This window comes from Nonomuraea sp. NPDC049152 (genome assembly GCF_040648355.1).
Lineage (GTDB): Bacteria > Actinomycetota > Actinomycetes > Streptosporangiales > Streptosporangiaceae > Nonomuraea.
In genome coordinates, this window is sequence record NZ_JBEZDO010000015.1 from 14720 (window position 1) to 40831 (window position 26112).

Here is a 26112-nt window from a genome sequence, read left to right on the forward strand (position 1 = left end):
CAGCTCCGGCGGGATCTGGCCCCGATCTACCGGGGACTGAAGGAAAGCATGGAGCGGGCCAGGCTGGCCGCCCAGGGCAAGACGGGTGAGCTGCGCATCGGCATGATCCCGGCCAACGCCCACGACCTGCGCCGCTACTGGGAGACCTTCCGCACCCGGCACCCGCAGCGGGGGCTGCGCCTGCGGCACGCCCCGTTCGTCGAACCTTTCGCCGGGCTGCGCCGCGGCGAGGTCGACATGCTGCTCACCTGGCTGCCCGCGCTGGAGCCTGACCTGATCGTGGGGCCGAAGATGTTCGCCGAGCGGCGGGTGCTGGCCGTCTCCGTCGATCATGAGCTGGCCGGCCGTTCCTCGGCCTCCGTGGAGATGCTGGGCGACTTCCAGGTGGCACGCGGCAAGCACATCCCCGATTACTGGGCCGAGAGCTACACACCGTGGCACACACCCAGGGGCAACATCATCGAGCGCAGCGCGGTGATCGAGAACGTCGACGACATCTTCACCCTGATCAGCGCCGGTGAGATCGCCAACGTCTTCCCCGTGCATGTGAGCCGCTACTGGAATCGGCCGGACATGGACTGGCGGCCCATCCCCGACATGGCCGCGCTGGACTACGGCCTGGCCTGGCGCGGTGAGGCGGAGAACGGCATGATCCGCGCGTTCGCCGAGATCGTCCGCGACCTCGGCCCCCTCTGACACACGAAAGCGGCCGGGCTCCCGTCGGAGCCCGGCCGCCGTTTTATGCGTTGACGGTGGCGCGCACTCTGGCTGACGCCACGGCCAGCCAGATGAGCCCCAGCCCCGCTCCGGCGGTGAACGCCATCACGGTGGCCGAAGACCCGGCGAACCCGGCCAGCACGCCGACCGGCACGAGTCGGGAGGCGATCACCCACCCGCGCTCACCCCGGGCGGCGAAGTGCCGGCCCATCACCACGAACGCCGCACACAGCGACAGGAAACCCACCATGGCGCCCGCCATGTGGATGGCGCCGGTGGTGCTGAGCACGGCCGCCTGATGGCCGGCGTCGGGGAACCCCGCTCCCGGATCGGCGCTGAACGCCGCGTTGGCCAGGAACGACGCCCCGAACACGGCCACCAGCCGGGGAGCCCAGGTGCCGCCGGGGCCGCCGTTCAGTGCCCGGCGCAGCCCGATGGAGGCGGCGAGGGCCAGGCAGGCGGTAATGACGAAGCTGGTCACCTGGATCCAGCCCAGGTCACCGAGGCTGAGCTGGCTGATGGCGTTGCGGGTGAAGTCGAAGGGTTCACGGGTGAGCCCCTGGACCAGCGCGACGCCCAGGAACCACGGACCCGCGACGATGCCGCAGGCCAGGAGCGTTCTCGTCATCGCCGGTCAGGCCGGCTGGTAGGTCAGGTCGAGCACGCCGGTGCCGAAGGTGACCGATCGGGTGAGCTTGAGCGGCACCTGGCCGGTGCCCTCCGGGAAGAGGCGGCGCCCGGTGCCCACGACGATCGGGTGCACCAGCAGCCGCAGCTCGTCGATGAGCCCGGCCCGCAACAGCGTGTGGGTCAGCGTGATGCTGCCGGTGACGTTGATGTTCTTACCAGGCTGCTCCTTGAGCTCCTTGAGGGCGGCGATGACGTCGCCTTCGATCACGGTCGAGTTCTGCCAGCCGGCCTCGGTGAGGGTGGTGGAGGCGACCAGCTTGCGGATGCCGTTGAGCTGGTCGGCCAGCTCACCGCTCTGGTGCGGCCAGACGGAGGCGAACTCCTCGTAGGTCGTGCGGCCCATCAGCAGGGTGTCGGCCTCGGCCGAGATCTCGCCGAGGGCGGCGCCCATCTCGTCGCTGAGGTAGGGGAAGTGCCACTCGGTGGGCGCCTCCACAACGCCGTCGAGCGAGATGTACTGCCCGGCCACAATCTTGCGGCTCATAAGTATCTCCTTGATGGATCTTCTTCTGGCGACGCCGCGCGGGCTCAGAGTCCGCGCAGCGTCCTGGTGTCCCCGAAGGCCGCCTCGCGCGCGGCGACTTCGGTGGTTGCGCCCCTGCGGCAGGAGGTGCTCGGCACGCTCCAAGCGCAGGGCGGTCTGGGTGTGCGAAGGGCCGGAGCTATCGGAGTGTGTGAGCGTCGGCCCAGGTCGCGATCGCATCGGCGATCAGTTGGGGGTGGTCTTCGGGGGTGTGGTGTCCCGCGATCAGCTCGTACTGCCGGATTTCGAGGCTCGCCATATTGGCGGCGCACCAGTCGATCATGTCCTGGTGCATCATCGTGCCCGGGCCTGGGGCGAAGGCGAGGAGCAGCTTGGGGACCTCCACACTGGTGGCCAGCCACTTGTCGTTGCTCGGGTCCATCGGCAGGTCGCGCCGGTTCCGGTGCGCAGCCCGACCGCGCTGAGGTGCGGCGGGCCGCCGACCGGCCAGCGAAGGCAGGAGCATCACGTGTGTGAAGTACGCCGCCGCCATCTGGCCGGTTTAGTGGGGCCAGACCTCGGCGCGGGACTCGTCGGTGACCCGGTCCAGCAGGAGCGCGTGCGCCTCGGCCTGGATCGCCATGACCGCTGCGCTCACCTCCTCGTTCAGGGCGGGGAAGTGCCGCGTCTCGGGCGACTCCGCGACGCCGTCCGGCGAGACGAGCGGCTCGGCAACGATCTTCCTCATGGTTTCTCCCTGGGGGTGACATGGTGTGCGGTTCAGGCGGACATGCGGAGGTGGGCGGCGACCAGGGAGATCCAGCCCATCGCGATCATGACTCCGGTGGCGAGCGTCACCGAGCCCGCGGGCCCGCCGGTGATCGCCCAGCCGTCACCCACGATCACGGCCACACCGGCCAGGCGGGAGATGACGGCCATGCCGCGGGCGCCGGTGCGGGCGAAGTAGCGGCCGAGGACGAAGCAGGCCGCGGCGAACGCGATGAATGTCACCGACCCGGCCACCATGTGCATGACGCTGTGCCAGCTCATCGCCGCCGGCGGACCGGCCGGCGTGCCCACCGGGAAGCCGTCACCGGGATCCATCACAAAGACACCCGCGCCGATCATTCCGATACCGGCGACCCGGGTCAGGCGCGGCACCCAGGTGCCGCCCGGCTTGTCGTACAAGGCCGTGCGGAAGCCGAAGGAACCGGCGATGAGCAACGAGCCGACGATCAGGAAGTTGGTGATCTGGATCCAGCCGAGCGAGCCGGTGGCGAGCTGGCTGAACGGGTGGCGGACCAGGTCGAAGCCCTCGCGGGTGAACGCCTGCGCCAGGGCGACCACGCTCCAGACGGGCATGGCGGCCGCCGCGGCGGTGAGGAGCGTGCGGGTGGAGGTGTTGCCGCGGGTGATGGTGGTGGTCACGTTTCCGGTTTCCTTTCGTGGTTTTGTCTACGCGTCGTCCACGCGATGTGACAGGGAACGCGACCCGGCAGGCGCGTGCTGCCGGTGGGACGAAGTTCGGAGGCCGCGTACGCAAGCGGGCCACGCCGAGCTCAACGAGCTCGGTGTGGCCCGGTTCGCGCCCTGCCTCATGCACGGGCCATGAGGCGACCACCCATACGGCGTACGGCTCGGCCTAGTCGGCCTGGTCGTCGCAGAACACCTGTTTGACGAGCTTGTTCAACGGCTCCGCGAACTTTCCCGACAGGGATCTTGCCGCGTCGTCGACGTAGTTCAGCGAGGCGCCGCTCGCCGCAAAACCTTGGTGTTCTTCATCGCTTCGCCTTCTTTCGTGTCGTGCTACTTGCCGCTGACCAGGGGCAGTGAGATCGAGGTGCCGGCCAGATCGACGGTGACCTTGGTCCCGGTGCCGGGTTCGGCGCTGCCGAGGTCGGCGTTGGTTCCGGTCAGCACCAGGCCCAGCCGGTGCCCGGCCTTGAACTCATAGTCCTGCGGCAGCATGTCCCAGGTGATCTGGTACGGCCTGCCCGGCCGCAGCGGCGTCTGGCGGCTCAGCGACGTGTGGTTCTGCGCGTCCATGATTCCGCGGGTGACCACGTGGAAGCCGGATGTCACGGTGTTGTCGACGGCCCTGCGGTAGCAGCCGTCGTCCTCGGCCGTTCCCTGGCCGACGCAGTCCTTGCTGTCGAGGAACTTGAAGCCGTACGCGCGATTCGGATTCTCGCCGATTTCGCTGTGGTTGATGCGGGTGTCGGTGCCGTAGTCGACGAGCATGACGCCCAGGTTGGCGGTGGGCTTGTCCAGCTTGAGGCGCAGGCTCACCGACGGTGTGCCCGACAGGCGTGTCGCGCTCTTCAGCGGCGGGGTCAGGAAGGCCAGCCGGTCGGGGTTGACGGTGGCCGGGTCGGTGGCCGTCGCGGTCTCGCTCTGGCGGGTGTCGATGTAGCCGCCGGTTCCGGTCGATGGCTTGCGGCCCAGGGAGCCGTCCTGCTGCGGCCGCAGGGTCGTCGGCCGCGCCGCGGGTGCGGGCCAGTCGGCCTGGGTGATCCACCGGTCCGGGCCGAGCTGCACGTCGGCGCGGGGCTGGCGCATAATGTCGTTGGGCACGCCCATCAGTTCGTGGTCGAACCACTGGTGCAGGGTGTTGACCCACACCTCGCGGCGGGCCCAGAACGGGTCCAGGTGCCCGTACTGGGTCACCCACGCCTTGCGCTGCACCGTGCGGGGCAGCTTGGCCCACCACTGGGAGAACTGGCTGCCCATCACGTTGGGGTCCTGCATCCCCACCACCGAGAAGACACTGGCGCGGACGTTGCGCGCCTTGGAGATCGGCCCGTTGCGGTAGTCGAGTTCGCGCCAGTAGGCGTTGTAGTTGCCGGTGGCGTCGTCTGAGCCCTCGGTCATGCGCCGGTGCGCCGCCGCGCATGTGGCGTCCGGATCCTCATCGATCCACTTGGCCATGTATTCCTGGCCGCCCTTGAAGTCAGTCAAGGTGCCGTTGGCGCGCCACATGTCATACCAGCTGCTGGGTCCCGCCAGCGGCACGATCGTCTCCAGCCCCCGCACCCCGGTACCGGCCACGCCGATGGCGAGCCCTCCCTCATACGAATGGCCGATCATCCCGGTACGGCCGGTGCTCCAGGAGGCCTTGACCGGAGCGCCGTTGTCGTCGTAGGCGTTCGCCCGGCCGTTGAGCCAGTCGATGACCGCCTTACCGCCCAGCACGTCGGAGGGGCCGCCGGTGGTCGGGCAGCCCTCCGACAGCTTGGTGCCGATCACGTCGACGGACACGAACGCATACCCACGCGGCACGAAGTAGTTGTCGTAGAACAGCGGGAACTTCGTCAGGTTCCCGTTGGCGTCGTACTTCTTGTGATCCAGCTCGAAGCCGGCGCCGGGCTGGTCGAAGTACGGGCTCTGGTGCATGATCACCGGGACCTTGAGCCCGGAATCGCTTTCTTTCGGCCGGATAATGTCCACCCGGACCAGGTCCTTCTTGCCGTCGCCGTCGCTGTCGACCGGCGACTGCACCCGGACGTGCTCGCGGATGGCGTCTTGGTAGGAGAAGACGGGCTGTGTGACCCCGCCGGAGACATCAATCTTCGGCTCCGCCGTCGCGGACACGGCGGACGCGCCGGCGAGTGTGAACGGGATCGCGACTGCGGCCGCGAGCGCGACTGCGGAGAGGAAGCCTCGCCGCTGTGAGTTAGACATGGGTATCCCTTGTAGATGGTGAAGTCATCGAGGTTGCATCCGCCCGGCACAGCGGAGCGGGTTGGGTCACAGCACAGGCCGCCGTGTCAGGAGGGTCCGGAGAGAACCTCATGACACGGCGTGGCCAGGCAGGTCAGGCGGCGTCGAGGGCTGCGGTGATCTTGCGGGCCATCGCGGCCAGGGCAGGGCTGGGCTCGCCCTTGTGGATCTGGGCGCCCGTTTCGATGGCGACGATGACAGTGGCGCGGAAGTTGTCGGCCTCGGCCGGATCCTGCTTGAGCAGGCCCACGGCCGCCGTCAGCAGCGGCAGCACGGTGTCGGCCAGATCGGCGACGGACTTACCGTCCAGGGCGATGTCCCTGCTCTTCTCCGCGAGCACACGTCCGACCAGGCCGGTGGCGGAGTTCAGCGCTATGCTGCCGTCGGTGGCGATCCGGTGGGCCCCGGGCTTGCCCACGGCGCCGGCGGCGGCCATCAGCGAGACGGCGCCGTAGGCGGCGGTGCGCAGGGTGGCCTTGTCCTGGTCGGTCAGGGAGATGGACATGATGGCTCCTTGGGGTCTGGTTCAGGAAAATGTCGAGGGAAGAGGGGCGCGGGTGTCAGTTGTCGATGGCCTGGTAGAGGGTGGTCCAGAAGTCGTGGATCAGCCGCGCCGGGGCCGGGACGGAGAGCCCGACCTGGGTGAGCAGGACGCCGGTGAGCTGGTTGGCCGGGTCGGCGTAGACGGTGGTTCCGGTTCCGCCGTCCCAGCCGAACTGGCCGAGCGGGGCGTAGTCGCCGCGGTAGGTGCGCACCGCCATCCCGAAGCCCCAGCCGCCCTGCTGGCCCTGGCCGAAGGACACCTGGACGCTGTTCCTGGCCAGGTCGTTGCGGGCGGCTGCCTGCTCGGGCGTGAGGCAGTCGGTCGTCATCAACTCCACCGCGGCCCGCGACAGGATCCGCTGGCTGCCGTGCGTCCCGCCGTTGAGCAGCATCTGGAAGTAGGCGTGGTAGTCATCGACGGTGGAGACCAGCCCACCGCCGCCGGAGGCGAAGACCTGAGGCTGGCTGACCCTTCCACCGACCGCCTCGTCCCACACTAGGAACTCGCCGCTCTGCGGGTCGGGGGCGTAGCTGGGCGGCAACCGGTCGATCTGGTCGGCCGGCACGTGGAAGGCGGTGTCCTTCATCCCCAGCGGATCCAAGACCCGCTCGCGCAGGAACGTCTCAAACGACTGACCGGCCACCCTGGCCACCAGCACACCGAGCACGTCGTGGCTGATGTGGTACTGCCACTGCGCCCCGGGCTGGTGCATCAGCGGCAGCTCACCCAGGCGGCGCATCCACTCATCCGCCTCCGGCGTCTGCCCATGACCGGTGAGCTCCCGCTCGAAAACCGCGTTCATGATCGGCGTTCCCAGCGCCGTCAGATCCATGCCGAGCCCGAAGGTGGAGGTCAGCAGGTCCCGCACAGTGATCGGCCGCCGCGCCGGCACCGTGTCCTCCAGCGGGCCGCCCACCTGCCGCAGCACCTGCCGGTCGGCAAGCTCCGGCAGCCACTCCTGGACCAGGTCATCCAGGCGTACCCGGCACTCATCCAGCAACACCATCGCCGCCGCCATCGCCACCGGCTTGGAGGTGGAGGCCATCCGGAAGAGCGTGTCGCGGCGCATCGGTGCCCCGCCCTCAGCGCGCATCGTCCCCAGCGCCTCGACGTGCGTCTGCCCGCCCCTGCTGACCAGGGCGACCAGGCCGGGAATCTTCCCCGACTCGACATACCCCGTCAGCACCCCGCGCAGCCTGCGCAGCCCCGCCTCGGACAACCCGCTGTTGTTGTTTCCCATCATGAATCTCCTTGCCTCAGTGTTCGATCTTGCGGAACCCGTCCCGGCGTGGTGCTCAGGGGTTCGGCGGGACGGGTCTGGTGGGCCGGTTGCGCTCATGCTCCGGCTCGACTTCCCGCCCTATCTCCGGCTGCCGACAGGGTCGCCGACCGACAGGGGCGGGAGTCGGTGTGGAATGCCTGGCCGGTACGGGCTCGTCAGCCCGTGGCCTGCCCGTCGCAGAACACCTGCTTGACGAGCGCGTCCGTCAGCTTCTGGAAGTCCTTCGCCGGGCCCCTGGTGACCTCGTCCACCCAGGTCACCGAGGCGGTCAGGGTCTTCTTGCCGTCCGGTGAGCTGTACATCAGCGCGCCGTAGCCGTGCGGGGGGCTGCCGTTGTGCTGGTAGACGGTGCCGCAGTTCGGCCCCAGGTCCTGCACGAACAGGCCGAAGCCGTAGTTGTACTTGCCGTACGGCTTGCGCATCTCGGCCAGCAGCTCGGCCGGCAGGAGCTTGCCGCCCATCAGCGCGGAGATGAACATCTGGAGATCCTCGGTGGTCGAGATCAGGTCACCGGCGCCGGCCAGCAGGGACAGGTTCTGGCGGGAGATGTCGACCACCTTGTCCCGGCCGTCTTCCTGGTAGCGGTAGTAGCCGTGGGCGTGCGGCCCTGGGATGGTCGTCCGGTTGCCCGGCACCAGGGTGCCCCGCAGCCCGAGCGGCCGCAGGATCCGCCGCTGCAGCTCCTGGGCGTAGGAGTGGCCGCTGACCTTCTCGATCAGTAGCAGGGCCAGCGTGTAGTTGGTGTTGGCGTACTCCTGGGCGGTTCCCGGCTCGAACTTCGCCGGCTTGGACAGCGCCAGCCGGACCAGTTCCTCCGGCTGGTAGCTCTTGAACCGGTTGGCCAGCCATGCGTCACCCTGGGAGGGGATACCCGGCACGTACTTGCCGTCGATGGTGTCGCCGGTGTAGTTGAACAACCCGCTGGTGTGCTGCAGCAACATGCGCACGGTGATCCGCTTGTCCACGCCGAGCTTGGGCAGGTAGTCGGCGACCGGGCTGTCCAGTTCGATTTTGCCCTCGGCCACCAGTTGCAGCACCAGGGTCGCGGTGACGGTCTTGATGACGCTGCCGGACGGGAACCGCCCGTTGGTCGGCGGCTTGGCGCTCTGGCCGATTTTGCGCACTCCGGCGCTGCCGACCCACTCGCCCTGCCGATCGTTGACCCGCAGCTGCATCCCGGTAAACCCGGCGTCGACGAACGCCTGCATGGCCTTCTGCAGCTCCGGGCGATCCTGCCCGGCGGCGGCCTTCGGCACGGCTCCGCTGTCCGCGCTGGCGGTCCCAGTCGTGGCCGCGCCGGCCAGCAACGCGGCGGCAAGCGCCGTGGCCGCCGCGCGCCGGAAGACCTTGGTCGCCGTGAGTGGGGGTTGGGTATTCATGGTTCCTTCTCTCTTGCGTTTCGGGGTCGATGGGGAGTCGCGGCCGGCGGGCAGCCGCGACTGTGAGAGATGCTCGGGCGAATCACCTGCCGGTGGTCACCGGTAGTGCGATCGAGGTGCCGGCCTGGTCGACGGTGGCCTTGGCTCCGGTGCCGGGTTTCTGCGCCGCTGGCTGGTCGACGTCTCGTCAGGCGGCGTCGAGGGCGGCGGTGATCTTGCGGGTCATCTCGGCCGCAGTGGGGCTGGGCTCGCCCTTGTGAGCCCGGGCTGCAGCTTCGACGGCGACCAGGACGGCGTTGCGGAAGTTGCCAGCCTCCGCCGGGTCCTGCTGCTTGAGCAGGCCCATGGAGGAAGTCAGGGTCGGCAACACGTGGTCGGCGATCCCGGCCACCGACTTGCCATCCAGGCCAACGCCCGACTTCTTCTCAGCCAGTACGTGCCCGACCGGGCCAGTCGCGGAGTACAAGGCGAGCGAGCCCGCGGTGGCGGCCTTGTGGGGCGAACCGGTGACATCAGCAGCGGCCAGCAGCGTGACGGCGCCGTAGGCGGCGGTGCGGAGGGTGGCCTTGTCCTGGTCGGTGAGGGTGAGAGACATGATGATGAGCTCCAAGGGATCAGTCACGAGGTGCGATGTGTCTACGATCGCGGGCCGTTCTGACGGGAGGCCGTCGCCATCCTGACGTGGCCGCTGACACGGTGCCCGCGTCCGTACTAGCGGGCGGCGCCCACCGGAATCGGCTGCTCAGCCGGGGATGCGGCGTGCGCCCCGGGCTTGCGTCCGCGTAGCAGGAACAGAGCCACTACGGCGGCGGCGAGTACCCCGGCGGCGGCGCCCAGGAAGGCCGATGACATGGCCGCGTCATAGGCCTGGCGGGCGACCGCGACCAGGGACGGGTCGGCCACGGCGGCGGCCACCGAGCGGCGGGCTTCCTCCGAGGCGGTGGCCGGCATGGCCGAGGCGTAACTGCTGGTGGCCAGGCTGCCCAGAATCGCCACCCCGAGCGCGGCACCGGCCTGCTGGATGGTGTCGTTCAACGCCGAACCAACACCGGCCTGCTCGGTGGGGATGGCGCTCATCAGCGCGGCGATCGCCGAGGGTCCGGCCAGGCCGCTGCCGGCGCCCAGCACGACCTGCGCGATGGCCAGCATCAGGAAGCTGTCGGAGGAGGAGAAGCTGAGCAGGGCGAAACCGGCGGCCATCACAGCCATGCCGGCGACCGCGGTGGTGCGGTTGCCGAGCTTGCCGCCCAGACCCACGCCGATGCCGTTGAAGACGATCGAGGCGATGAACATCGGGATGAAGGCCAGGCCGGCCTGGGTGGGGGTGTAGCCCAGGACGAACTGCATGTACTGAGTCAGCACCAGCAGCAGGCCGCCGTTGCCGACCTGGACCAGAGTCAGCGACAGGCTGCCGCCGGCGAAGTCGCGGTCGCGGAAGAGCTGGAGCGGCACCATCGGGTGCTCGGTGCGCAGCTCCCAGACGATGAAGGCGCCCAGGGCCAGGACGGCGACGATCAGCGGGATCCAGGCGATGCCGTGGGCGAGCTCGTTGATCGTCCACACCAGGGCGGACATGCCGACCATGGACAAAATGGCGCCCAGAGGGTCGGGCTTGGTCGCGGGACCCTTGGATTCGGGCATCAGGGTCAGGGCGGCCACGATGGCCACGGCGGCGATCGGGACGTTGATCCAGAAGACCGCTTCCCAGCCGAGGGAGGAGATCAAGGCGCCGCCGGCGACGGGTCCGCCGATCAGGCCGAGGACGGCGAAGGCGGCCCCGGCGGCCATGGCCTTGCGCCGTTCGGCCTCGTCGGGGAAGACGATCATCAGGATCGACAGGGTGTTGGGCATGATCAGCGAGCCGCCGACGCCCATCGCCACGCGGGCGGCGATCAGCTGGCCGGGGTCGGTGGCGAGGGTGGCCACCGCGGAGGCGGCGCCGAACAGCACCAGGCCGATGACCATGATCTTCCGCCTGCCGTACCGGTCGGACAGGGAGCCGGCGGTGAGCAGCAGGCCGGCGAAGACCAGCATGTAGGACTCCAGGATCCACTGGATGTCCTGGGAGGTGGCGCCCAGATCGGCGGCCAGGGCGGGCACGGCGACCGTGAGTGCCATGTTGTCGATGACCAGCACCAACGTGCTCAGGCAGAGCACGACCAGGATCAGCCAACGACGTGGATGGGGGGTCATCAAAACTCCTGCGAATAGTGTTCTCAGATGCGAACGATGTACGCACATGGGTGCGGGGTACGTGAATCTCGGCGTGATTCGCTGGTCAGTCCCTGAAGGGCGGGATCCACTCCACGAGCTGGACCACGACGCCGTTGGGGTCAGTGAGTCGCAGCACCCACTCGCCCCACGGCTCGTGGCGCAGCGGGACGGTGATGTTCGCGCCCTCCCCGCGCAGCCGCTCATGTTCGGCGGCGATGTCGGTGACCGCGAACGACACGATCACATCCGCGAACCCGACGCTGGGTGGTTCCTCGGGCGAGCGCTGCTGCAACAAGATGTCGGCTGCCCCGTCGTCGCGGCTCAGCGCCACGAACTCCTCCTGGCTGAGCACTTCGCGAAAGCCCAGGTGGGAGGTGAAGAACCGGCTGGAGGCGGCCACGTCGCCCACCCGCAGTGCCACCGTCGAGGCGACGATGTTCATAGCGTTATCCCTTCCTTCGGCGACAGGCACAAGCATTCAGCCTCACCACGGAGGGAACAACGGGAGATCACGCAACGGATCATTAACCCAGCGGTTTACGGATCTCCAGACGGAAACGCACGCTGAACCGGCGGCGCCTGACGGACTGATGGCGCATCGGAGATCGGCAGCGGTCACCCACTGCCTTCAACGGCAGCTGCCCGGCAACGGCGCCCAAAAATCTGACCTGCAGGCCGTCGGTGACCCCGCGCCCCGAGTCCGGCCTCGACGGCCCGGTGCGCCACAGCCTCCACGCCGGTGACCAGCGGGCTCCGCCGTACGCCCGAAGTGAAGCTGCTGCGCGAGCGCCAGCACACGAGACCTCATGCAGCCTCCCCTTCATTGAACGCAACTAAACGATCGTGGCGAGATCGTGCGTTGATGCATCCCGCCCCGGAGCACGATCGTAGAGACATCTCCCCGATGACCAGCCAGAACCTGGGACGGGGATCCCGATAAGGAGTGTTCGCATGACCGTTACCCGCAAGATCGTGACTGGCCTGTTCATGTCACTGGATGGGGTTGTGGAGGCGCCTGAGACATGGCACTTCCCGTACCTGAACGAGGAGCTGACCGCGGCGATCGCAGACGTCCATGCCGAGGCGGACACCCTGCTGATGGGGCGGGCGACATATGAGTCCTTCGCCGCGGTCTGGCCACACCAGAGCGGCGAACTGGCCGACCAGCTCAACAACATGAGCAAGCTGGTCGTGTCCACCACCCTGGACAAGGCCGACTGGCACAACTCAACCGTCATCGACGGTGACATCACCGCCACGCTCACGCAGCTCAAGCAGCGACCGGGCGGAAACATCGTCCTCTCCGGCAGCATCAGCCTGATGCGCGGCCTGCTGGAAGCCGGGCTCATCGACGAACTACGGCTGCTGGTGCACCCGATCGTGCTGGGCGCCGGGATGCGGCTCTTCACCGAAGACACCGGCCAGGTGCCCCTCAAACTCACCCGATCCGTCACCTTCACCACCGGCGTGCTGGACCTGACCTACCAGCCCGCCTGACCCACGAGCATCCTGACGGTTTCATGCCATGAGTAAGAAAGGTACCGCTGCATGACCCACACGATCACCAGCACTCGCCGTCCCCCACCGACGCGTCCAACCGCTCGGCTCCTGCTGGCGGGCGGTATCGCGGCAGGGCCGCTGTTTCTCGGCGCGGGACTGATCCAAGGGCTCACCCGCGACGGCTTCGACTTCACCCGCAATGCCATCAGCCAACTCAGCCTCGGCGACCTGGGCTGGATCCAGATGACCAGCTTTCTGCTCACCGGGGCGCTGGCCATCGCGGGCGCCATCGGCATCCGGCGCACCCTGTCCGGCCGGCCCGGCGGCACCTGGGCCCCGCGTCTGGTCGCCGTGTTCGGCATCGCGTTCCTGGCCAACGCGATGTTCACCGCCGACCCCGGCGCGGGATTCCCCGTCGGCGCCCCTGCGGGCCCAGCCACCGCACTCAGTACGACCGGAGCCCTCCACCTGCTCAGCGCCGCGATCGGCTTCCTGGCCCTGTGCGCCGCCTTCGTCGTCCTAGCCCGCCACTTCGCCGTCCAGGGGCAACGCGGCTGGGCCGTCCTCTCCTGCGTCGTGGCGGTAGGCGTCCTGGCCGGATTCGCCGGCTCCTCCGTCTCCGTCATGGCCTTCACCGCAGGCGCCGCCCTGGGCCTGGTGTGGCTCAGCGTGACGACCATCCAGCTGATCACTGAACCACCAGCGGGACAGTAGCTGCGACCTGGTGTTTGGCTGGCTGGTGTTGCTGGGACGTGGACAGGCGTCCAAGGACGTCGAGATCATGGTGCTCCGCCATGAGGTGGCCGTATTGAAGCGCCAGGTCGCCCGGCCGAAGCCGGACTGGGCCGATCGGGCGCTCTTGGCGGCCTTGGCCCGCTTCTTGCCGACGGTGTTGCGAGCTCATCGGCTGGTCACCTCGCGCACCTTGTTGGCCTGGCATCGTCGTTTGATCAAACGCTCATGGACCTACCCGCATCGCGCCGGCCGTCCTGCGATGAGCAAGGAGATCCAGGATCTGGTCCTCCGCCTGGCCCGCGAGAACCCCCGGTGGGGGTACCGGCGGGTACATGGCGAACTGGTTCGCCTCGGCGTGCCGGTTAGCGAAGCGACCGTGCGACGGATCCTGCGTTTGCGCGCTGGCACCGGCCGGCACCACGCAACCTCGACACCTGGGCGTTCCACCCGAGGACTGGACACCTGAGACCCTGGACCTTGCTGGTTCGGGGAGATCGGGAGAGTGTCCCGTTTGGGATGAAGAACTATCCACCGGAGTTCAAGAGGGACGCGGTGGCGTTGTACGGGTCCAGGCCGGGCGCGACGATCGCGGGGATCGCCGCTGACCTGGGGATCAGTTCCGAGACGTTGCGGAACTGGATCCGGGCGGCACGCGTCGAGCGGGGTGAGCCAGGGCGGTCGGGCCGCAGGCCGAGAGCTGGTGACAGCGGCGGCGAGGCGTCGCTGGAGACGGTGGAGGCCGAAAACGCCGCGTTGCGACGCCGGGTGCGTGAGCTGGAGGAAGAGCGGTGAGCTTCCTCCCGCACTCCGGACACTTGACCTGAGGTCATCCCCGATCGAGTGCGAGCCCTAGCTGGCGCGTCTGTCGTCGCACACCGTGAGGGGTGGAGGTGGGATCGATGACAAAGACACGTGTGCAGGTCAGCAGGAGATGCGGCTGCGTGGATGCGGCGACGGGACGTCAGCGGGGCGTGACGTGTCCGCGTCTGCCGGTGGATGACGATCACGGCAGCTGGTATTTCGCGGTGCAGGTACGCGGCCTGGACGGGCAGCGGCAGCGCGTCCGCCGGGGCGGTTACGCCGATTCCGAGGAAGCGCAAGCGGCAGGCCGCGCCCTGGCCGCTGCCGACCGCGACGGTGCGAGGGCCGGATGCACGCTCGGGCAGTGGTTGGCACGCTGGCTGGCCACCAAGGACGCCCTGCGTCCGTCGACCCGGCAGGGCTACGCCACGCACATCCGCCTCTACCTCGTTACACAGCTGGGACGGATCCTGCTCCACCAGCTCACTTCCCGGGACGTCAACGGGATGCTCGCGACGCTCGCGTCCTGTCCCTCACCGACCGGCCGCCGGCTGTCGCCCGCTACCGTGGTGCGGATCCACGCCACCTTGCGGACCGCGCTGAACGCGGCGGTCCGCGCCCGGCTGATTCCGGTCAACCCGGCCAACGGAGCCGAACTGCCTCACCCGCGGCGACCGCATCCGGTTGTCTGGACCGCCGGGCGGACGGCCCGCTGGCAGCAAACGGGAGAGCGTCCGGCAGTGGCGGTGTGGACCGAACAACAGCTCGCGGCCTTCCTGGTCGGCGTCGCGCAGGACCGCCTGTACGCCGCCTGGTGGCTGGCCGCGCTGCGCGGCCTGCGCCGCGGTGAGCTGGCCGGGCTGCGCTGGACGGACGTCGACCTGCACGCCGCGGAGCTGACGGTGACGCAGCAGCGTGTGCACGCCGATGGTCACGTCGTGGTCGGGCCGCCGAAGAGCGCCGCCAGCTGCCGGGTGGTAGCCCTGGACGCGGAGACCGTACGGGTGCTGACCCGGCACCGCGAGCGCCAAGAGAAGCTGAGCGCGACGGTGGGAACCCACTGGCAGGACTCGGGATATGTGTCACCACCGCGGACGGCGAGCCGCTACGGCCGGACTACCTCACCGGCCGGTTCCGCCGGCTGGTGGCCGCCTCCGGGCAACCGCCGATCCGGCTGCACGACCTACGACATGGCGCCGCCACGCTGGCGCTGGCCGCGCGCACCGATCTGAAGGTGGTGCAGGCGATGCTGGGGCATGCAAGCATCGTGCTGACCGCCGACACCTACGTCTCGGTGCTGCCGGAGGTGGCCCACCGAGCCGCCATGGAAACGGCCTGGCTGGTGCTGAGCGCCGCGTCCGCGCTGGGGCGGCCGCTCGGCGGCTGACTCAGCTTTGCCTCATATTTGCCCCATGCCGTCCCAGCGCCCGGGCGCGGCTGGAGTTTCCGCTGGTGGAGAAGCGCGCCCTGCAGGATTCGAACCTGCGACCGTCGGATTAGAATCTTGCTGTACCCGTCCCGTCTCCACCAGCACCGCATCCACCAGCTCGAACGGCACAACCTGGGTGAGCTCTCCCAGGTGGCCTGGTGCGCGAACACCCCTGCGGCCACACGCACCACCCGGGAAATGACAAACTGATCCCGCAACGGGACTCCACTCTTCAGATGATCTTCGCCGACATCTGATCTCCAGGAGTCCCGTTGCACGTCTCAGCCGATTGACAAGAACCGAATTCCCTTAACTGCCTGGCCTTGGGTGAACCCCCGAGTTGTTTCCCGCCTACCGCTACTACCCGATCTTCACCGACAGCCTGTGTGCCCTGCTCCAGATCGAGGAACAGCGTCACCGGCCTGCCAGTTCGCCGACCGGGCGTTAGACGTCACCGAACATTCGCTGCTTGTCGCTCTCCGGAGCATTGAGGACGCGCAGCGCACGTTTCAGCGACCCCTCCTCGAATCCGAAGTGTGCTTTCATCGCACCCTTGATCTCGCCTATTTGCCGGAAGAGCTCCTGCGGCGACGACTCGGAGGAGTCCAGGGCCCGCTGGAAATCGGCCAGGAGCTGCGAGAGGACCTCGTGCTCGCGGGTGAGCTGGGTGATGATGGGCTCCAGCTCAGGCATCTGCTCGAGCAGGACAGGGAAGAACGCGGCGTCCTCGCTGCGATGATGGCTGCCCATCGCGGAGCAGAACGTGTAGCAGAACTCACGCAGTTCAGGCTTGAGCGCGGAGGCGCGGTTACCCTCGCGGATGGCCTTCTGGGCCTCCTCCAGCGCCTTCTCCAGACGGTGGTGCACGTTCTTCAGCTCCAGATGCCAGGCGAAGATACGGTTACGCAGCATGGAGGGGGTCCTTTCCCTTGACGGAGTCCGGCGCGTCGTCGCTGTGCTTGGGCAGGGCGAAGACGAGTGCCATGGCGACGAGCGCGAATATGACACTGGCGCCCATGGCGTACGTGGCGCTCCGGGTGAAGACCACGTCGGGGGAACCGCCGGTGGTGAAGTCCAGGGTGTCGAACAGGACCCGCCCGGTCACGGCGATGCCGATGGCGCTGCCGACCCGCTGCATGGTCCCGATGACCCCGCTGGCGGCGCCGGCGTCGCGCCGTGAGACGGTCGCGACGATGAAGTCCATGTTGGGCGGGATGAACAGCCCGCTGCCGATGCCGCCGACGACCAGCGGCGCGACGAGCGTCCAGCCCCGCAGGCTGCCGGGCGAGGCCACAGCCAGGATGATTAGGATGGCGGTCATGCTCACTGTCACGAGGGCGAGGCCGATAATGAGCACGGTACGGCCGAAGCGAGCGGCGAGTTGATCACTTTGTGCGGCCCCGATGATGGTGCCGATCGCGAAGGTCATCAGCAGCAGGCCCGACTCCAGGGCGGACGCGTCCAGCCCCGCCTGCCACAGCAGCGAGATGGTGAAGAAGATGCTGGTGAACGCGGCGAAATAGACCAGGGCCAGCACGACGCCGCCGGTGAAGGCGGGGCTGGTGAATAGGTGCGGCGGGACCAGGGGGTTGCCGCCGTGCCTGGCCACCCGGCGCTCCCAGAGGGCGAACACGCCGAGCATCGGCACGCTGAGCAGCGAGACGAGGTAGGACCACAGCGGCCAGCCCTGGCTGTGGCCCTCGACGAGCGGGACGAGTAGGACGACCAGCGCGACGGTGAGGATGACGAGGCCGGCCCAGTCGGCCCGGTCGTCCTCCTCGGTCCTGCCGGTGGAGGGGAGCAGCCAGAATGCGGCGAGGACGGCGATGACGCCGATCGGGAGGTTGACGCCGAAGATGTAGCGCCAGCCGTTCTCCGCGCCGAAGGCCTCGATGATCAGGCCTCCCGCGAGCGGGCCCATGGCGCTGGAGACGCCGATGACCGCTCCCATGATCGCCAGGGCCTTGCCGCGGAGGCTGCCGGGGAACATCAGGTGGATGAAGGCGGTGATGGAGGTGTAGAACATGCCGGCCGAGAGTCCCTGGGCGGCGCGCGCGAGGTTGAGCTGCAGGTCGTTCTGGGCGAGCGCGCAGGCCACGCTGGTGAGCGTGAACAGGACCAGCCCGGCGATGAAGACCGGCTTGTGGCCGTACCGGTCGCCGAGGCGGCCCGCGGGAATCAGCGCCAGGCCGTACGCGAGCATGTAGCCGGACAGTACCCAGGACAGCGTGGCCTCCGACGCGTTGAGGCTGGTGTAGATCGTCGGAATGGCGACGTTGACGATGGTGCTGTCCAATAACGCCATGAAGGCGCCCGCCAGTAGGACGGCCAGCGCCAGCCAGGCGGAGCGGGTGGTCACCGGGGTTTCATGTTGCTGGGTCATGCGAGTTCCTCCGGGCTTTCTCGTCGAGGATCAGCTGGGGCAGCTGCGCCACGAGCTCCTGGTGCCAGGCGATCTCGGCCTGCAGCCGCACGACGTGGTGCCGCATGGCGAGGGACTCCGCCATGGACAGGTAGCGGGCGACTGTACGCATGTGCGCCTCGTAGTCGGTGAGCATCGCCTCCAGCGAGGTGAGGCGGGCCGCGATGATGGACTCCAGGTCATTGAGCCGGTCCGGGTCGAGCCGGGTGAGGGCGAGGTCGAACGGGTCGGGCCGGAGAACGATTTCACGCAGGCCGTTGATCTTGAGCGACGACAGGGCCTGGGTGCCGGCCTCAGTGATTCGCCAGACTTTGCGCGTCGGGTAGGAGCCCACTGTTTCCGTGCGCATCTCCTCGATCAGTCCTTCGGCGGCGAGGCGCTTGATCGCACCGTAGAGCCCGCCGGTGGTGATGTCGGTCCACAGGTCGAGGTGCTCCTCCTCGGACAGGAGGCGTATGTGGTGCCCGTGCATGGGGCCGCGTTCCGACAACGCGCTGAGGATGAAGATGCGTATTGACGACACGCGAGTAGTCTCGCGAGAGTAGTCGTAGGAAGCAAGAGCCTGAGGTCCACAACATCGCGCGGCCGGGAAGCCGGCGCCGGATGGAGGGAATCGGCGAGGCATGCGTATCTGGAACGCCCCGGACACGTCTGATACGTATCTCTTCGATCGCCGTCGCGATGCGATCAGCGCCGGCGGCGACTGTAGTCCCTTGGACCTGTGCGACCGAATGACCACTCCACGATCCCTCACCAGAGGAGACGGATCATGAAGACTGTCGCAGTTATCGGAGCAGGCGTGGCGGGCCCGACCGTGGCGATGGCCCTGCAGTTGGCGGGGTTCGAGCCGGTCGTCTACGAGTCGCATCCCAGCGGCTCGGAAGGGGTGGGCGCGTTTGTGATCCTGCACGTCAACGGCATTGACGCTTTACGCGCGATTGACGCGGACAAGTGCCTTGACGGGCTGGGATTCGACACCCCGCAGATGCGTTTCCGCAGCGGGACCGGGGGTTCCCTGGGCGTGGCGGGCACCGGCCTCCCGCTGGCCGACGGGACGGTCGGGCGCACGATCCGGCGAGCCGACCTGTGCGGGGCGCTGAGGGGCGAGGCGTTGCGGCGCGGGATCGGTTTTGAGTACGGCCGGCGGCTGGTCGGTATGAGTGGCGGGGACGGCGGCATCACGGCTGTCTTCGAGGACGGCGCCAGGCGTGAGGCCGATCTGCTCGTCGGAGCGGACGGCATCAAGTCCAGGGTGCGCGCGCTGATCGATCCCGCCGCGCCGCCGGCCAGGTACATCCCCAACCTCTACATCAGCGGTTATGCCAGGGCCGGGGTGGTCGACGTGCCGCCTGGGGAGTATCAGATGGTCTTCGGCCGGCGTTGTTTCTTCGGTTACACCGTAGCCCCGCGCGGTGAGGTGTGGTGGTTCGCCAACCCGCCGTACCCGAACGAGCCCAGCCAGAACGAGCTGCGGGAGCTTGGTGACGCCCATTGGCGGGCGGTGCTCGCCGACCTGCTCGGCGTGGATCCCGGACCGGCCCGGAAGATCGTCGAGGCCACCGATCACGAGCTTGTGGCGTGGCCGTTCCACGACATCCCCACGGTGTCGCGCTGGCACCGCGACCGCATGATCATCGTCGGCGACGCGGCGCACGCGACGTCGCCAGCGGCCGGTCAGGGGGCGTCGATGGCCATCGAGGACTCGGTCGAGCTCGGCCGCTGCCTGCGTGACCTGCCCGATGTCCGCCAGGCGTTCCGCGCCTACGAGGGGCTTCGCCGCGAGCGGGTGGAGCGGGTGGTCGCCACGGGCGCCAAATGGTCAACCTTCAAATCGGTGGGGCCAGTCACGCGAATGATCCGCGACATGATCATGCCGATGATGCTCAAATATTACGCCGGCGACGGCGGAGCCTCCCTTGGCTGGATGCACCATCACCACATCGAATGGAATGAACGGGTCCCGGCCTGATTTCGCAGAATTCCGCGAACACGTGTGAATTTCTATATGACCCGCCGAATCTGCTAATTCGCAGATCGGACGGGTTGTTGCGCTGCCCAGCTTTATCCTTTCATTGCAGAGTATTCACAGGTGAGAGCGTGTATCGCTGAGCGGGGCGCTCAGCTGAATTCATCCAGGCAATGATTGACATTTCGCACTTTCTCGTATGAGACTGGTAGGCGAGTGGCAGATTTCACAACAGGCGACACATGGGGACTTAGCCGATCGGTGAGGCTAGGTGTCGTCACGGGGAGACCAAGGGGTTGCTTTGAATCGCAGAAAACGGATTTCGGCGGCTGCGCCATGTTCCTTACCGGGAAAGGCGCAGTACTCCGGTGAAGGCAAGGGGGATTTCCGCAACGACCGCCGTCTGGAAGAGTTGGTCAAGCTGGCCAGGGACGGCAACCAGTGGGCGTGGAAAAGCCTTCTGTGCCGTTTCCTCCCGCTAGTCCAGCTGATATCGCGCAGACACGGGCTCCAGAGACAGGACGTCGAGGATGTGAACCAGGTCGTCTGGCTGAAGCTCGTCCAGCACATCCAGAAAATCCGCGACACTCGGTCGCTGGCCGGCTGGATCGCCACCACGTCGAGGAACGAGTGCGTGAACGTCATCCGGCGGTCGCGGCCCCTGGTGCTGTTCGACGACTGGCCCAGTTTCTTCGACGCGGCACACACGGTCAGCTACGACTGGATCGAAGAGGCCGCCGCCCACGAACGCAAGCGTGCGCTGGCCCGCGCGCTCAAGGGCCTGAGCCGCCAGCACCGCGAGTTGCTGAACCTGCTCGCTGCGGATCCGCCCCTGTCCTACGTGGAGATCGGGAAGCGGATGGGAATGCCCGTGGGCAGCATCGGCCCCACCCGGCTGCGCGTCATCGCCCGGTTGCGGGAGTCGATGGGCATGGCCGGGGATTCGCCGGAGCGGCGGAGAAAATCGGCTTGAGAGGGTGATGGGGCGGCCGCGACCGCCCCATCACCCGCTTTTGCGGGAGGACGTCACGCCAGGCCGAGCAGGAAGGCGCGGACCTCCTCCGCCACCGCCTCCGGGCGTTCCATGTACATGAAGTGCGCGGTCTCCGGGATCACGCGCAGCCGTGCGTCGCGGTGGTGCCGCTGGATCCACTGGGCCTGCTCGACGGTGGTGCATCTGTCGTGCTCGCCGGCGACGACCAGGGCCGGGACGGTGAGCCCGCGGATCGTCTCCTCCAGATCCGGATGGCGCATCCTGACCAGGTTCTGGTGCACCTCGAAGGTGATAGCGGACCAGGCGGCGCTGACCCGCCTGGCGACGTTCGGATGCTTGTCGTGGAAGAAGAAGGGAACGGCGCGGGTGTTGGCCTCGCGCACGTACTCGGCCCAGGTCTCCTTGGTCGGCAGCTGCTCCGGCCGGCGGAAGGGCAGGCTGAAGGAAGCCGCCGACCCCATGAGGACGAGCCCGCCCACCAGGTCGGGCCGCCGGCCGGCCAGGGTGATGGCCACCGCCGAGCCGAGCGAGTGCCCGGCCAGGACCACCTTCTCCCAGCCGTAGTGCAGGATCAACTGCTCGATGTCGTCGGCGAACAGCGTCGCGCTCAGCGGGACGTCCAGCGTCGAGGACAGGCCGTGGCCGCGGAAGTCCACGGCGATGGTGTGATGGTCCGGGCTGAGCAGCTCCTGCAGGCCGGCGTAGTGCGAGTGGTTGTCGCGGTTGCCGTGCAGCATGATCACGGGCGGCCGCGCCGCCGTACGCGGACCGGCATGGCGGCAGAACAGCTGCACACCGTCGCGCACGTTGACGTAGTCGGCCAGGGTGCCTTCTTGGTCGAGCATGGTGACTGACTCCTCGCGCCGGTTCACTGGTCGATCAATGCGACGGGCCGCGCCCAGCCGGCGCCGGCGCCCTGGACCCGGACCGGGGCGCAGAACACCGTGAAGCCCGTGGGCCCGGGGAGCCGGGCCAGGCCGGCCATGCGTTCGATCTGCAGATACTCGCGCTCGCGCCCGAACATGTGGCAGGGCCACAGGTGCCGGGAGTCGCCCGTCTTCACGAACTGCTCGATCATGTGAGCGGTCGGCAGGTCGAAACCGGCGGTGTCGACCCCGATCAGCTTCACGCCGTGGTCGACGATGACCTCGATCGCCTCGGGGGACATCGCCGGGTGCGCGGAGTAGTACTCGGGGTCCGGCCAGCGCTCGCTCCAGCCCGTCTCGATGAGGGCCACGTCGAGCGGCCTGAGCCGGTGGCCGATTCGGTCCAGCTCACGCCTGACGTCGTCGGCGGTGATGACCTCGAGTGCCCGCTTGTCGCGGAACGACAGCCGCACCCCAGGGCCGCAGCACCACTCGAGCGGCACCTCCTCGATCGTCTTGGCCGGCCGACCCGCCGACGACGGCCCGTAGTGATATGGAGCGTCCACGTGGGTGCCGCCGTGCACGCTGAGGGTGACGATCTCGTTGCTCATGAACACGCCGTCGGGAAAGTGCTCCCTTTTCAGCAAAGGCACGGGAAAAATTCCCTCGCGTTCGGCGATCTGCTGGATCAGCGATTTCGCGGCATTGCCCAGCCGTTCCGGCCCGCTGTCGTGAGTCCACCGGTCGATATCCCGGACACCCGGGTCGTCCGGGTGCTGGGCAATGGTCATGCTCAGGTCGATCAGGCGCATGGGATCAGCCTCGCGGGGAGGGAACTCGCAGCGAATAGAACCGCATCTCGCTGGGTCGGAGGAAGAACGGCCGCATTTCCGCCGTCATGCTGTCGTGGGCGGGCGACTCCAGCCACGCAGTGAATTGCTCGCGCTTTTCCCATTCGCTGATCAGGACATAGGATCCGGCCGTGTCTTCCAGGCGGAGGAGCTCGTCCCTGATGTGCCCCGGCATGGTGGCGACGCGTTCTCTGACTTTGCTGAACGCAGCCTCGAATTCGCGCTCCCGCTCCGCGTCCACGGTCGAGAAGAGTATCATGCGAACGGTCATCCGGCATTCCTCCTTAGACAGTGACCGAGAACAGCGCGACGCTGCCACGGGTGTGTAGCGTGACGTTGGTGAACCGCTTTGCCAGCGCGTTTTCGAGATCCTCCAGGGAGTCCTGCTCGTTGGCGAAGATGCCCATTTTGTTCATGTAGCCCAACTGCGAGCGCGACAGCCTGGTCTGGGGCACGCCGAGGCTGAGAATGGTCGAGCCGAACAGCCTGCCGCCCGGCCTGAGCAGCGGTGCGAGCTGGTCGAAGACCTGCGCCTTGTCCTGGATGTTGCCCGGCAGGCAGTGCAGGACATGGACGAGGGCGACAGAGTCGAACTGCCCTTTCCGCAGCGCGAGGGGTTTCAGCAGGTCGGCCCGGATGCATTGCGGCTGGTGCCGGGCGATTCGCTCGGCGGCGCGGCGGAGAACGTCGGAATTTACGTCCAGCAGGGCGATTCTCGGCTCCGTGGTCGGGAACCTGCATTTGTTGAGGTACCACCCCGTCCCGGGGCCGACGTCGAGATGGTCGCTCGACACGTTCCCGCGATAAAGCGCGAGCAGGGCCTTGCTGGGACAGCGCCAGGTGAACCTGTTCTGGAAACGGATGACGAGCGCGTCGTAGACGTATTTCAGAAAGAACGGAGTGTAGGCGGCCTGGCCCGCGTATGCCGGGTCGTCGGGCTCCAGGCGCCGCTCAGGCTCATAGCCGTTGTTGCTGACGCTCGGCGTGTAAGGCATGCCCTACAGACGGCGCAGCCCCGCCGTAGATACCGAATATTTTCCTGTATCAGGCGATGACCGCCCGCGTCTGAATGGCATACACGTTCTCCACCAGCCCCTCCGTCCCAGGGAGAATCATGCCTTCTGACGAGTCGACCCTCGATCATCGCATTCAGGGCAGCTTGGTCAGGCCCGGTGATCCGCACTATGACGAATACCGCAAGGTGTTCAACGGCATGATCGACAGCCGGCCCGATCTGATCATCCGCTGCGCTTCATCCGCCGACGTGGCCGAGGGAATCGCCCACGCCAGGCGGCAGGGCCTGCCGCTGTCTGTGCGGGCCGGGGGTCACGGTGTGACGGGCGACGCCGTCCTCGACGGTTCGGTCTGCCTCGACCTGCGGCCCATGAACTCCGTCACCATCGATCCCGACCATCGGCGCGCCTGGGTCGGGGGCGGCGCGAACTGGGGTGAGTTCGACGCTGCCGCGCAGAAGTACGGACTGGCCGTCACCGGCGGCCGGGTCCGCGGCACGGGAGTGGCCGGGCTGACCCTCGGCAGCGGGAGCGGCTGGCTGGAGCGCAAGCTCGGCCTCAGCTGCGACTCCCTCGCTTCCGTGGAGATCGTCACCGCCGACGGCAAGGTGCTCAGAGCCTCGGAGACGGAGAACCAGGAGCTGTTCTGGGGCGTGCGCGGCGGCGGCGGCAACTTCGGCGTGGTCACCGAGTTCGAGTTCCAGCTGCACCCGGTCGGACCGCAGGTTCTCGGCGGGCTCGTCATGTATCCGCCGTTCCAGATCGCCGAACTCATCCGGCATTTCCGCGACTTCATGGCGACGGCGCCGGACGAGGTCGGCGCGGGGCTCGCCTTCATCTGCGCGCCGGACGAGCCGTTCGTCCCCGAGTTCGCGCGCGGCAAGCCCGTCGTGGGCGCGGTCCTGTCCTACTTCGGCCCCATCGAGGAGGGCGAGGAGGTGCTCAGGCCGCTGCGCGAGTTCGGCCCGCCCGTGCGTGACATGGTTGCGCCCATCGCCTACACCGACCTGCAGGGGCTGCTGGAGCCCGGCACCCACGACGGCATGCAGAACTACTGGAAGGCCGAGTTCCTCGCCGAACTGCCCGATGAGGCGATCGACCACATCGTGCGCTTCACGCAGAGCGTGCCCTCCCGCTTCACGCAGACGATCCTCATGCCGCTGGGCGGCGCGCTGGCCCGCGTCGACAACGACGCCATGGCCTTCGGCCAGCGCAACGCGCCCTTCAACATCCACATCCTGTCCATGTGGGAGGACCCGGCCGACTCCGAGCGGCAGATCTCCTGGACCCGCGAGTTCCACCGGGCGATCCAGCCGCACAGCACCGGCGGCGCCTACCTCAACTTCATCGGCAAGGAGGGCGGGGACCGGATCAAGGCCGCTTTCGGGCTAGAGAAGTACGAGCGGCTGGTCGAGCTCAAGCGGCGCTACGACCCGGCCAACGTCTTCGCCGGAAACCAGAACATCCCACCGCGGGCTGAGACGGTCGAGGAGGAGCCCGAGGAGGCGGAGCAGCAGGGGCACTTCGCCCCGCTCGCCGTACTCGAGCTCCTGAACGGGATGTGGATCGCCCGCGCCCTGCAGGTCGCGGCACAGCTGCGGATCGCCGAGCAGCTCGGTGACGGGCCTCGCACGCTCGCTGAGCTCGCCGCCGATTGCGGCTGCGACCCCGCGGCGCTGGGCCGGCTGATCTCGGCGCTCAGCACGGTCGGCTTCTTCGCCCGCACCAGCGAGGACAAGATCCAGCAGACACCGCTGTCGGCCGTGCTGGCCGACGGCCACCCGCACTCCGTCGGAGCCGTCGCCCGCCTGTTCGGCTCGAACTGGCAGTGGCAGGCGTGGTCGCAGCTCGAATACTCGGTACGGCACGGCAAGCCGGCTCTCGACCAGGTAGTCGGCACGAGCCTGCTGGCCTTCCTCGACACCATGTCGCCCGAGGACGGAGTCCTCTTCGACCAGGCGATGACCGGTCTGTCCCGCTTCCTCAATCGGACGATCCTGAACGCGTACGACTTCTCCGACGCCGGCCGGATCGCCGACGTCAGCGGAGGCCATGGCACCCTGCTGATCGACATCCTTGCCGGCGACCCGTCGCTGACCGGGGTCCTGCTCGACCGGCCCGCAGTCACCGCCAAGGTCCGCGGGAAGGCGTGGGAGGCAGGGCTCGGCGACCGGCTGGACGTGGTGGCCTGCGACTACCTCGAGTCGCTGCCGGAGCAGGCCGACACCATCGTGCTCAACCGGGTGCTGCACGACTGGGACGACGACTCGGCCGCCAGGATCCTCCGGGCCTGCCGCGCCGCCCTGCGCCCCGGGGGCCGGATCGTCGTGGTCGAGCAGCTCATGACGGGCGACAAGCGCGCGGCCTTCCTGGACTTGCAGATGCTGGTGCTGCGCGGCGGCCGCGAACGCGCCAAAGCGGAGATGGCCGAACTGTTCGAGCGCTCCGGCCTCCGCCTGGCGGAGACGATCAACACCACCTCTCCCATGTGCCTGCTCATCGGCCACCCCCTCGATCACTGAACGG

Annotated in this window: 29 protein-coding genes; 10 read left to right on the forward strand and 19 right to left on the reverse strand. The window is 68.1% G+C overall.

Annotated features, from left to right (window positions below):
- Positions 1 to 48 precede the first annotated feature (48 nt).
- Positions 49 to 696, forward strand: a complete 648-nt coding sequence (locus tag AB0B45_RS25945; protein ID WP_358135184.1) for a substrate-binding domain-containing protein — start codon at positions 49 to 51, stop codon at positions 694 to 696.
- A gap of 43 nt (positions 697 to 739) precedes the next feature.
- On the opposite strand, the gene AB0B45_RS25950 is transcribed toward AB0B45_RS25945, so the two are convergent.
- The 12 genes from AB0B45_RS25950 to AB0B45_RS26005 form a co-directional block, all read right to left on the reverse strand.
- Positions 740 to 1345 (reverse strand): DUF998 domain-containing protein, encoded by a 606-nt coding sequence (locus tag AB0B45_RS25950; protein WP_358135187.1) that lies wholly within the window; start codon positions 1343 to 1345, stop codon positions 740 to 742.
- 6 nt (positions 1346 to 1351) lie between these two features.
- Positions 1352 to 1891: a dihydrofolate reductase family protein gene (locus AB0B45_RS25955; protein WP_358135190.1), complete on the reverse strand. Its 540-nt coding sequence runs from the start codon at positions 1889 to 1891 to the stop codon at positions 1352 to 1354.
- Positions 1892 to 2069: 178 nt separating this feature from the next.
- A complete protein-coding gene (locus AB0B45_RS25960; RefSeq protein WP_358135193.1) occupies positions 2070 to 2423 on the reverse strand; it encodes a hypothetical protein in 354 nt (117 codons plus the stop codon).
- Positions 2424 to 2432: 9 nt separating this feature from the next.
- Complete coding sequence (locus AB0B45_RS25965; protein WP_358135196.1) at positions 2433 to 2618, reverse strand: hypothetical protein; 186 nt, start codon at positions 2616 to 2618, stop codon at positions 2433 to 2435.
- Positions 2619 to 2650: 32 nt separating this feature from the next.
- Positions 2651 to 3298: a DUF998 domain-containing protein gene (locus AB0B45_RS25970; protein ID WP_358135199.1), complete on the reverse strand. Its 648-nt coding sequence runs from the start codon at positions 3296 to 3298 to the stop codon at positions 2651 to 2653.
- 378 nt (positions 3299 to 3676) lie between these two features.
- Positions 3677 to 5551, reverse strand: coding sequence for a CocE/NonD family hydrolase (locus AB0B45_RS25975; RefSeq protein ID WP_358135201.1), 1875 nt, complete (start codon positions 5549 to 5551; stop codon positions 3677 to 3679).
- Positions 5552 to 5684: 133 nt separating this feature from the next.
- Positions 5685 to 6095, reverse strand: coding sequence for a hypothetical protein (locus AB0B45_RS25980; protein ID WP_358135204.1), 411 nt, complete (start codon positions 6093 to 6095; stop codon positions 5685 to 5687).
- A gap of 55 nt (positions 6096 to 6150) precedes the next feature.
- Positions 6151 to 7377, reverse strand: coding sequence for a serine hydrolase domain-containing protein (locus AB0B45_RS25985; protein WP_358135206.1), 1227 nt, complete (start codon positions 7375 to 7377; stop codon positions 6151 to 6153).
- A gap of 194 nt (positions 7378 to 7571) precedes the next feature.
- Positions 7572 to 8795 (reverse strand): serine hydrolase domain-containing protein, encoded by a 1224-nt coding sequence (locus AB0B45_RS25990; protein ID WP_358135209.1) that lies wholly within the window; start codon positions 8793 to 8795, stop codon positions 7572 to 7574.
- A gap of 187 nt (positions 8796 to 8982) precedes the next feature.
- Complete coding sequence (locus AB0B45_RS25995) at positions 8983 to 9405, reverse strand: hypothetical protein (protein ID WP_358135212.1); 423 nt, start codon at positions 9403 to 9405, stop codon at positions 8983 to 8985.
- Positions 9406 to 9506: 101 nt separating this feature from the next.
- Positions 9507 to 10988 (reverse strand): MFS transporter, encoded by a 1482-nt coding sequence (locus AB0B45_RS26000; RefSeq protein ID WP_358135214.1) that lies wholly within the window; start codon positions 10986 to 10988, stop codon positions 9507 to 9509.
- A gap of 85 nt (positions 10989 to 11073) precedes the next feature.
- On the reverse strand, positions 11074 to 11451 hold the full coding sequence (locus AB0B45_RS26005) for a VOC family protein (RefSeq protein WP_358135217.1): 378 nt from the start codon (positions 11449 to 11451) through the stop codon (positions 11074 to 11076).
- A gap of 509 nt (positions 11452 to 11960) precedes the next feature.
- Here AB0B45_RS26005 and AB0B45_RS26010 point away from each other — a divergent pair.
- From AB0B45_RS26010 to AB0B45_RS26035, 6 genes are all read left to right on the forward strand, one after another.
- Complete coding sequence (locus tag AB0B45_RS26010) at positions 11961 to 12506, forward strand: dihydrofolate reductase family protein (protein ID WP_358135219.1); 546 nt, start codon at positions 11961 to 11963, stop codon at positions 12504 to 12506.
- Between the two features lie 51 nt (positions 12507 to 12557).
- Positions 12558 to 13223: a DUF998 domain-containing protein gene (locus AB0B45_RS26015; protein ID WP_358135221.1), complete on the forward strand. Its 666-nt coding sequence runs from the start codon at positions 12558 to 12560 to the stop codon at positions 13221 to 13223.
- 10 nt (positions 13224 to 13233) lie between these two features.
- Positions 13234 to 13710, forward strand: coding sequence for a helix-turn-helix domain-containing protein (locus AB0B45_RS26020; protein ID WP_358135223.1), 477 nt, complete (start codon positions 13234 to 13236; stop codon positions 13708 to 13710).
- A gap of 50 nt (positions 13711 to 13760) precedes the next feature.
- Positions 13761 to 14036, forward strand: coding sequence for a transposase (locus AB0B45_RS26025; protein WP_358135226.1), 276 nt, complete (start codon positions 13761 to 13763; stop codon positions 14034 to 14036).
- Between the two features lie 200 nt (positions 14037 to 14236).
- Positions 14237 to 15277, forward strand: coding sequence for a site-specific integrase (locus AB0B45_RS26030; protein WP_358135228.1), 1041 nt, complete (start codon positions 14237 to 14239; stop codon positions 15275 to 15277).
- The gene (locus AB0B45_RS26035) at positions 15190 to 15432 is read left to right on the forward strand and encodes a tyrosine-type recombinase/integrase (RefSeq protein WP_358135231.1); all 243 of its coding nucleotides are present in this window, start codon (positions 15190 to 15192) and stop codon (positions 15430 to 15432) included. Before AB0B45_RS26030 ends, AB0B45_RS26035 begins: the two co-directional genes overlap by 88 nt.
- Before the next feature lie 486 nt (positions 15433 to 15918).
- Here the strand turns inward: AB0B45_RS26035 and AB0B45_RS26040 are convergent, their stop codons facing one another.
- The 3 genes from AB0B45_RS26040 to AB0B45_RS26050 are packed head-to-tail and all read right to left on the reverse strand — an operon-like array spanning position 15919 to position 18419.
- Positions 15919 to 16386 carry a hemerythrin domain-containing protein gene (locus AB0B45_RS26040; protein ID WP_358135234.1) on the reverse strand — a complete coding sequence of 156 codons (468 nt, stop codon included), beginning with the start codon at positions 16384 to 16386 and terminating at the stop codon, positions 15919 to 15921.
- On the reverse strand, positions 16376 to 17857 hold the full coding sequence (locus AB0B45_RS26045; protein WP_358135237.1) for an MFS transporter: 1482 nt from the start codon (positions 17855 to 17857) through the stop codon (positions 16376 to 16378). Before AB0B45_RS26045 ends, AB0B45_RS26040 begins: the two co-directional genes overlap by 11 nt.
- Positions 17841 to 18419 (reverse strand): PadR family transcriptional regulator, encoded by a 579-nt coding sequence (locus AB0B45_RS26050; RefSeq protein ID WP_358135240.1) that lies wholly within the window; start codon positions 18417 to 18419, stop codon positions 17841 to 17843. Before AB0B45_RS26050 ends, AB0B45_RS26045 begins: the two co-directional genes overlap by 17 nt.
- A 246-nt stretch (positions 18420 to 18665) precedes the next feature.
- Between AB0B45_RS26050 and AB0B45_RS26055 the strand changes: the two genes are divergently transcribed.
- Positions 18666 to 19865 (forward strand): NAD(P)/FAD-dependent oxidoreductase, encoded by a 1200-nt coding sequence (locus tag AB0B45_RS26055; protein ID WP_358135243.1) that lies wholly within the window; start codon positions 18666 to 18668, stop codon positions 19863 to 19865.
- A 298-nt stretch (positions 19866 to 20163) separates the two neighbouring features.
- Entirely contained in the window at positions 20164 to 20835 is a 672-nt protein-coding gene (locus AB0B45_RS26060) for a sigma-70 family RNA polymerase sigma factor (protein ID WP_358135246.1), read from the forward strand.
- 53 nt (positions 20836 to 20888) lie between these two features.
- Here AB0B45_RS26060 and AB0B45_RS26065 read toward each other — a convergent pair whose 3' ends face one another.
- Genes AB0B45_RS26065 through AB0B45_RS26080 form a run of 4 tightly spaced genes read right to left on the reverse strand, consistent with a single transcriptional unit; the run spans position 20889 to position 23568 of the window.
- On the reverse strand, positions 20889 to 21701 hold the full coding sequence (locus AB0B45_RS26065) for an alpha/beta hydrolase (RefSeq protein ID WP_358135249.1): 813 nt from the start codon (positions 21699 to 21701) through the stop codon (positions 20889 to 20891).
- A 23-nt stretch (positions 21702 to 21724) separates the two neighbouring features.
- On the reverse strand, positions 21725 to 22534 hold the full coding sequence (locus AB0B45_RS26070; protein ID WP_358135251.1) for a cyclase family protein: 810 nt from the start codon (positions 22532 to 22534) through the stop codon (positions 21725 to 21727).
- A 4-nt stretch (positions 22535 to 22538) separates the two neighbouring features.
- Positions 22539 to 22844: an antibiotic biosynthesis monooxygenase family protein gene (locus AB0B45_RS26075; protein WP_358135253.1), complete on the reverse strand. Its 306-nt coding sequence runs from the start codon at positions 22842 to 22844 to the stop codon at positions 22539 to 22541.
- 13 nt (positions 22845 to 22857) lie between these two features.
- Positions 22858 to 23568 carry a class I SAM-dependent methyltransferase gene (locus tag AB0B45_RS26080; protein WP_358135255.1) on the reverse strand — a complete coding sequence of 237 codons (711 nt, stop codon included), beginning with the start codon at positions 23566 to 23568 and terminating at the stop codon, positions 22858 to 22860.
- A 119-nt stretch (positions 23569 to 23687) separates the two neighbouring features.
- On the opposite strand from AB0B45_RS26080, the gene AB0B45_RS26085 reads away from it, so the two are divergent.
- Positions 23688 to 26108, forward strand: coding sequence for a methyltransferase (locus AB0B45_RS26085; protein WP_358135257.1), 2421 nt, complete (start codon positions 23688 to 23690; stop codon positions 26106 to 26108).
- Positions 26109 to 26112: the final 4 nt, after the last annotated feature.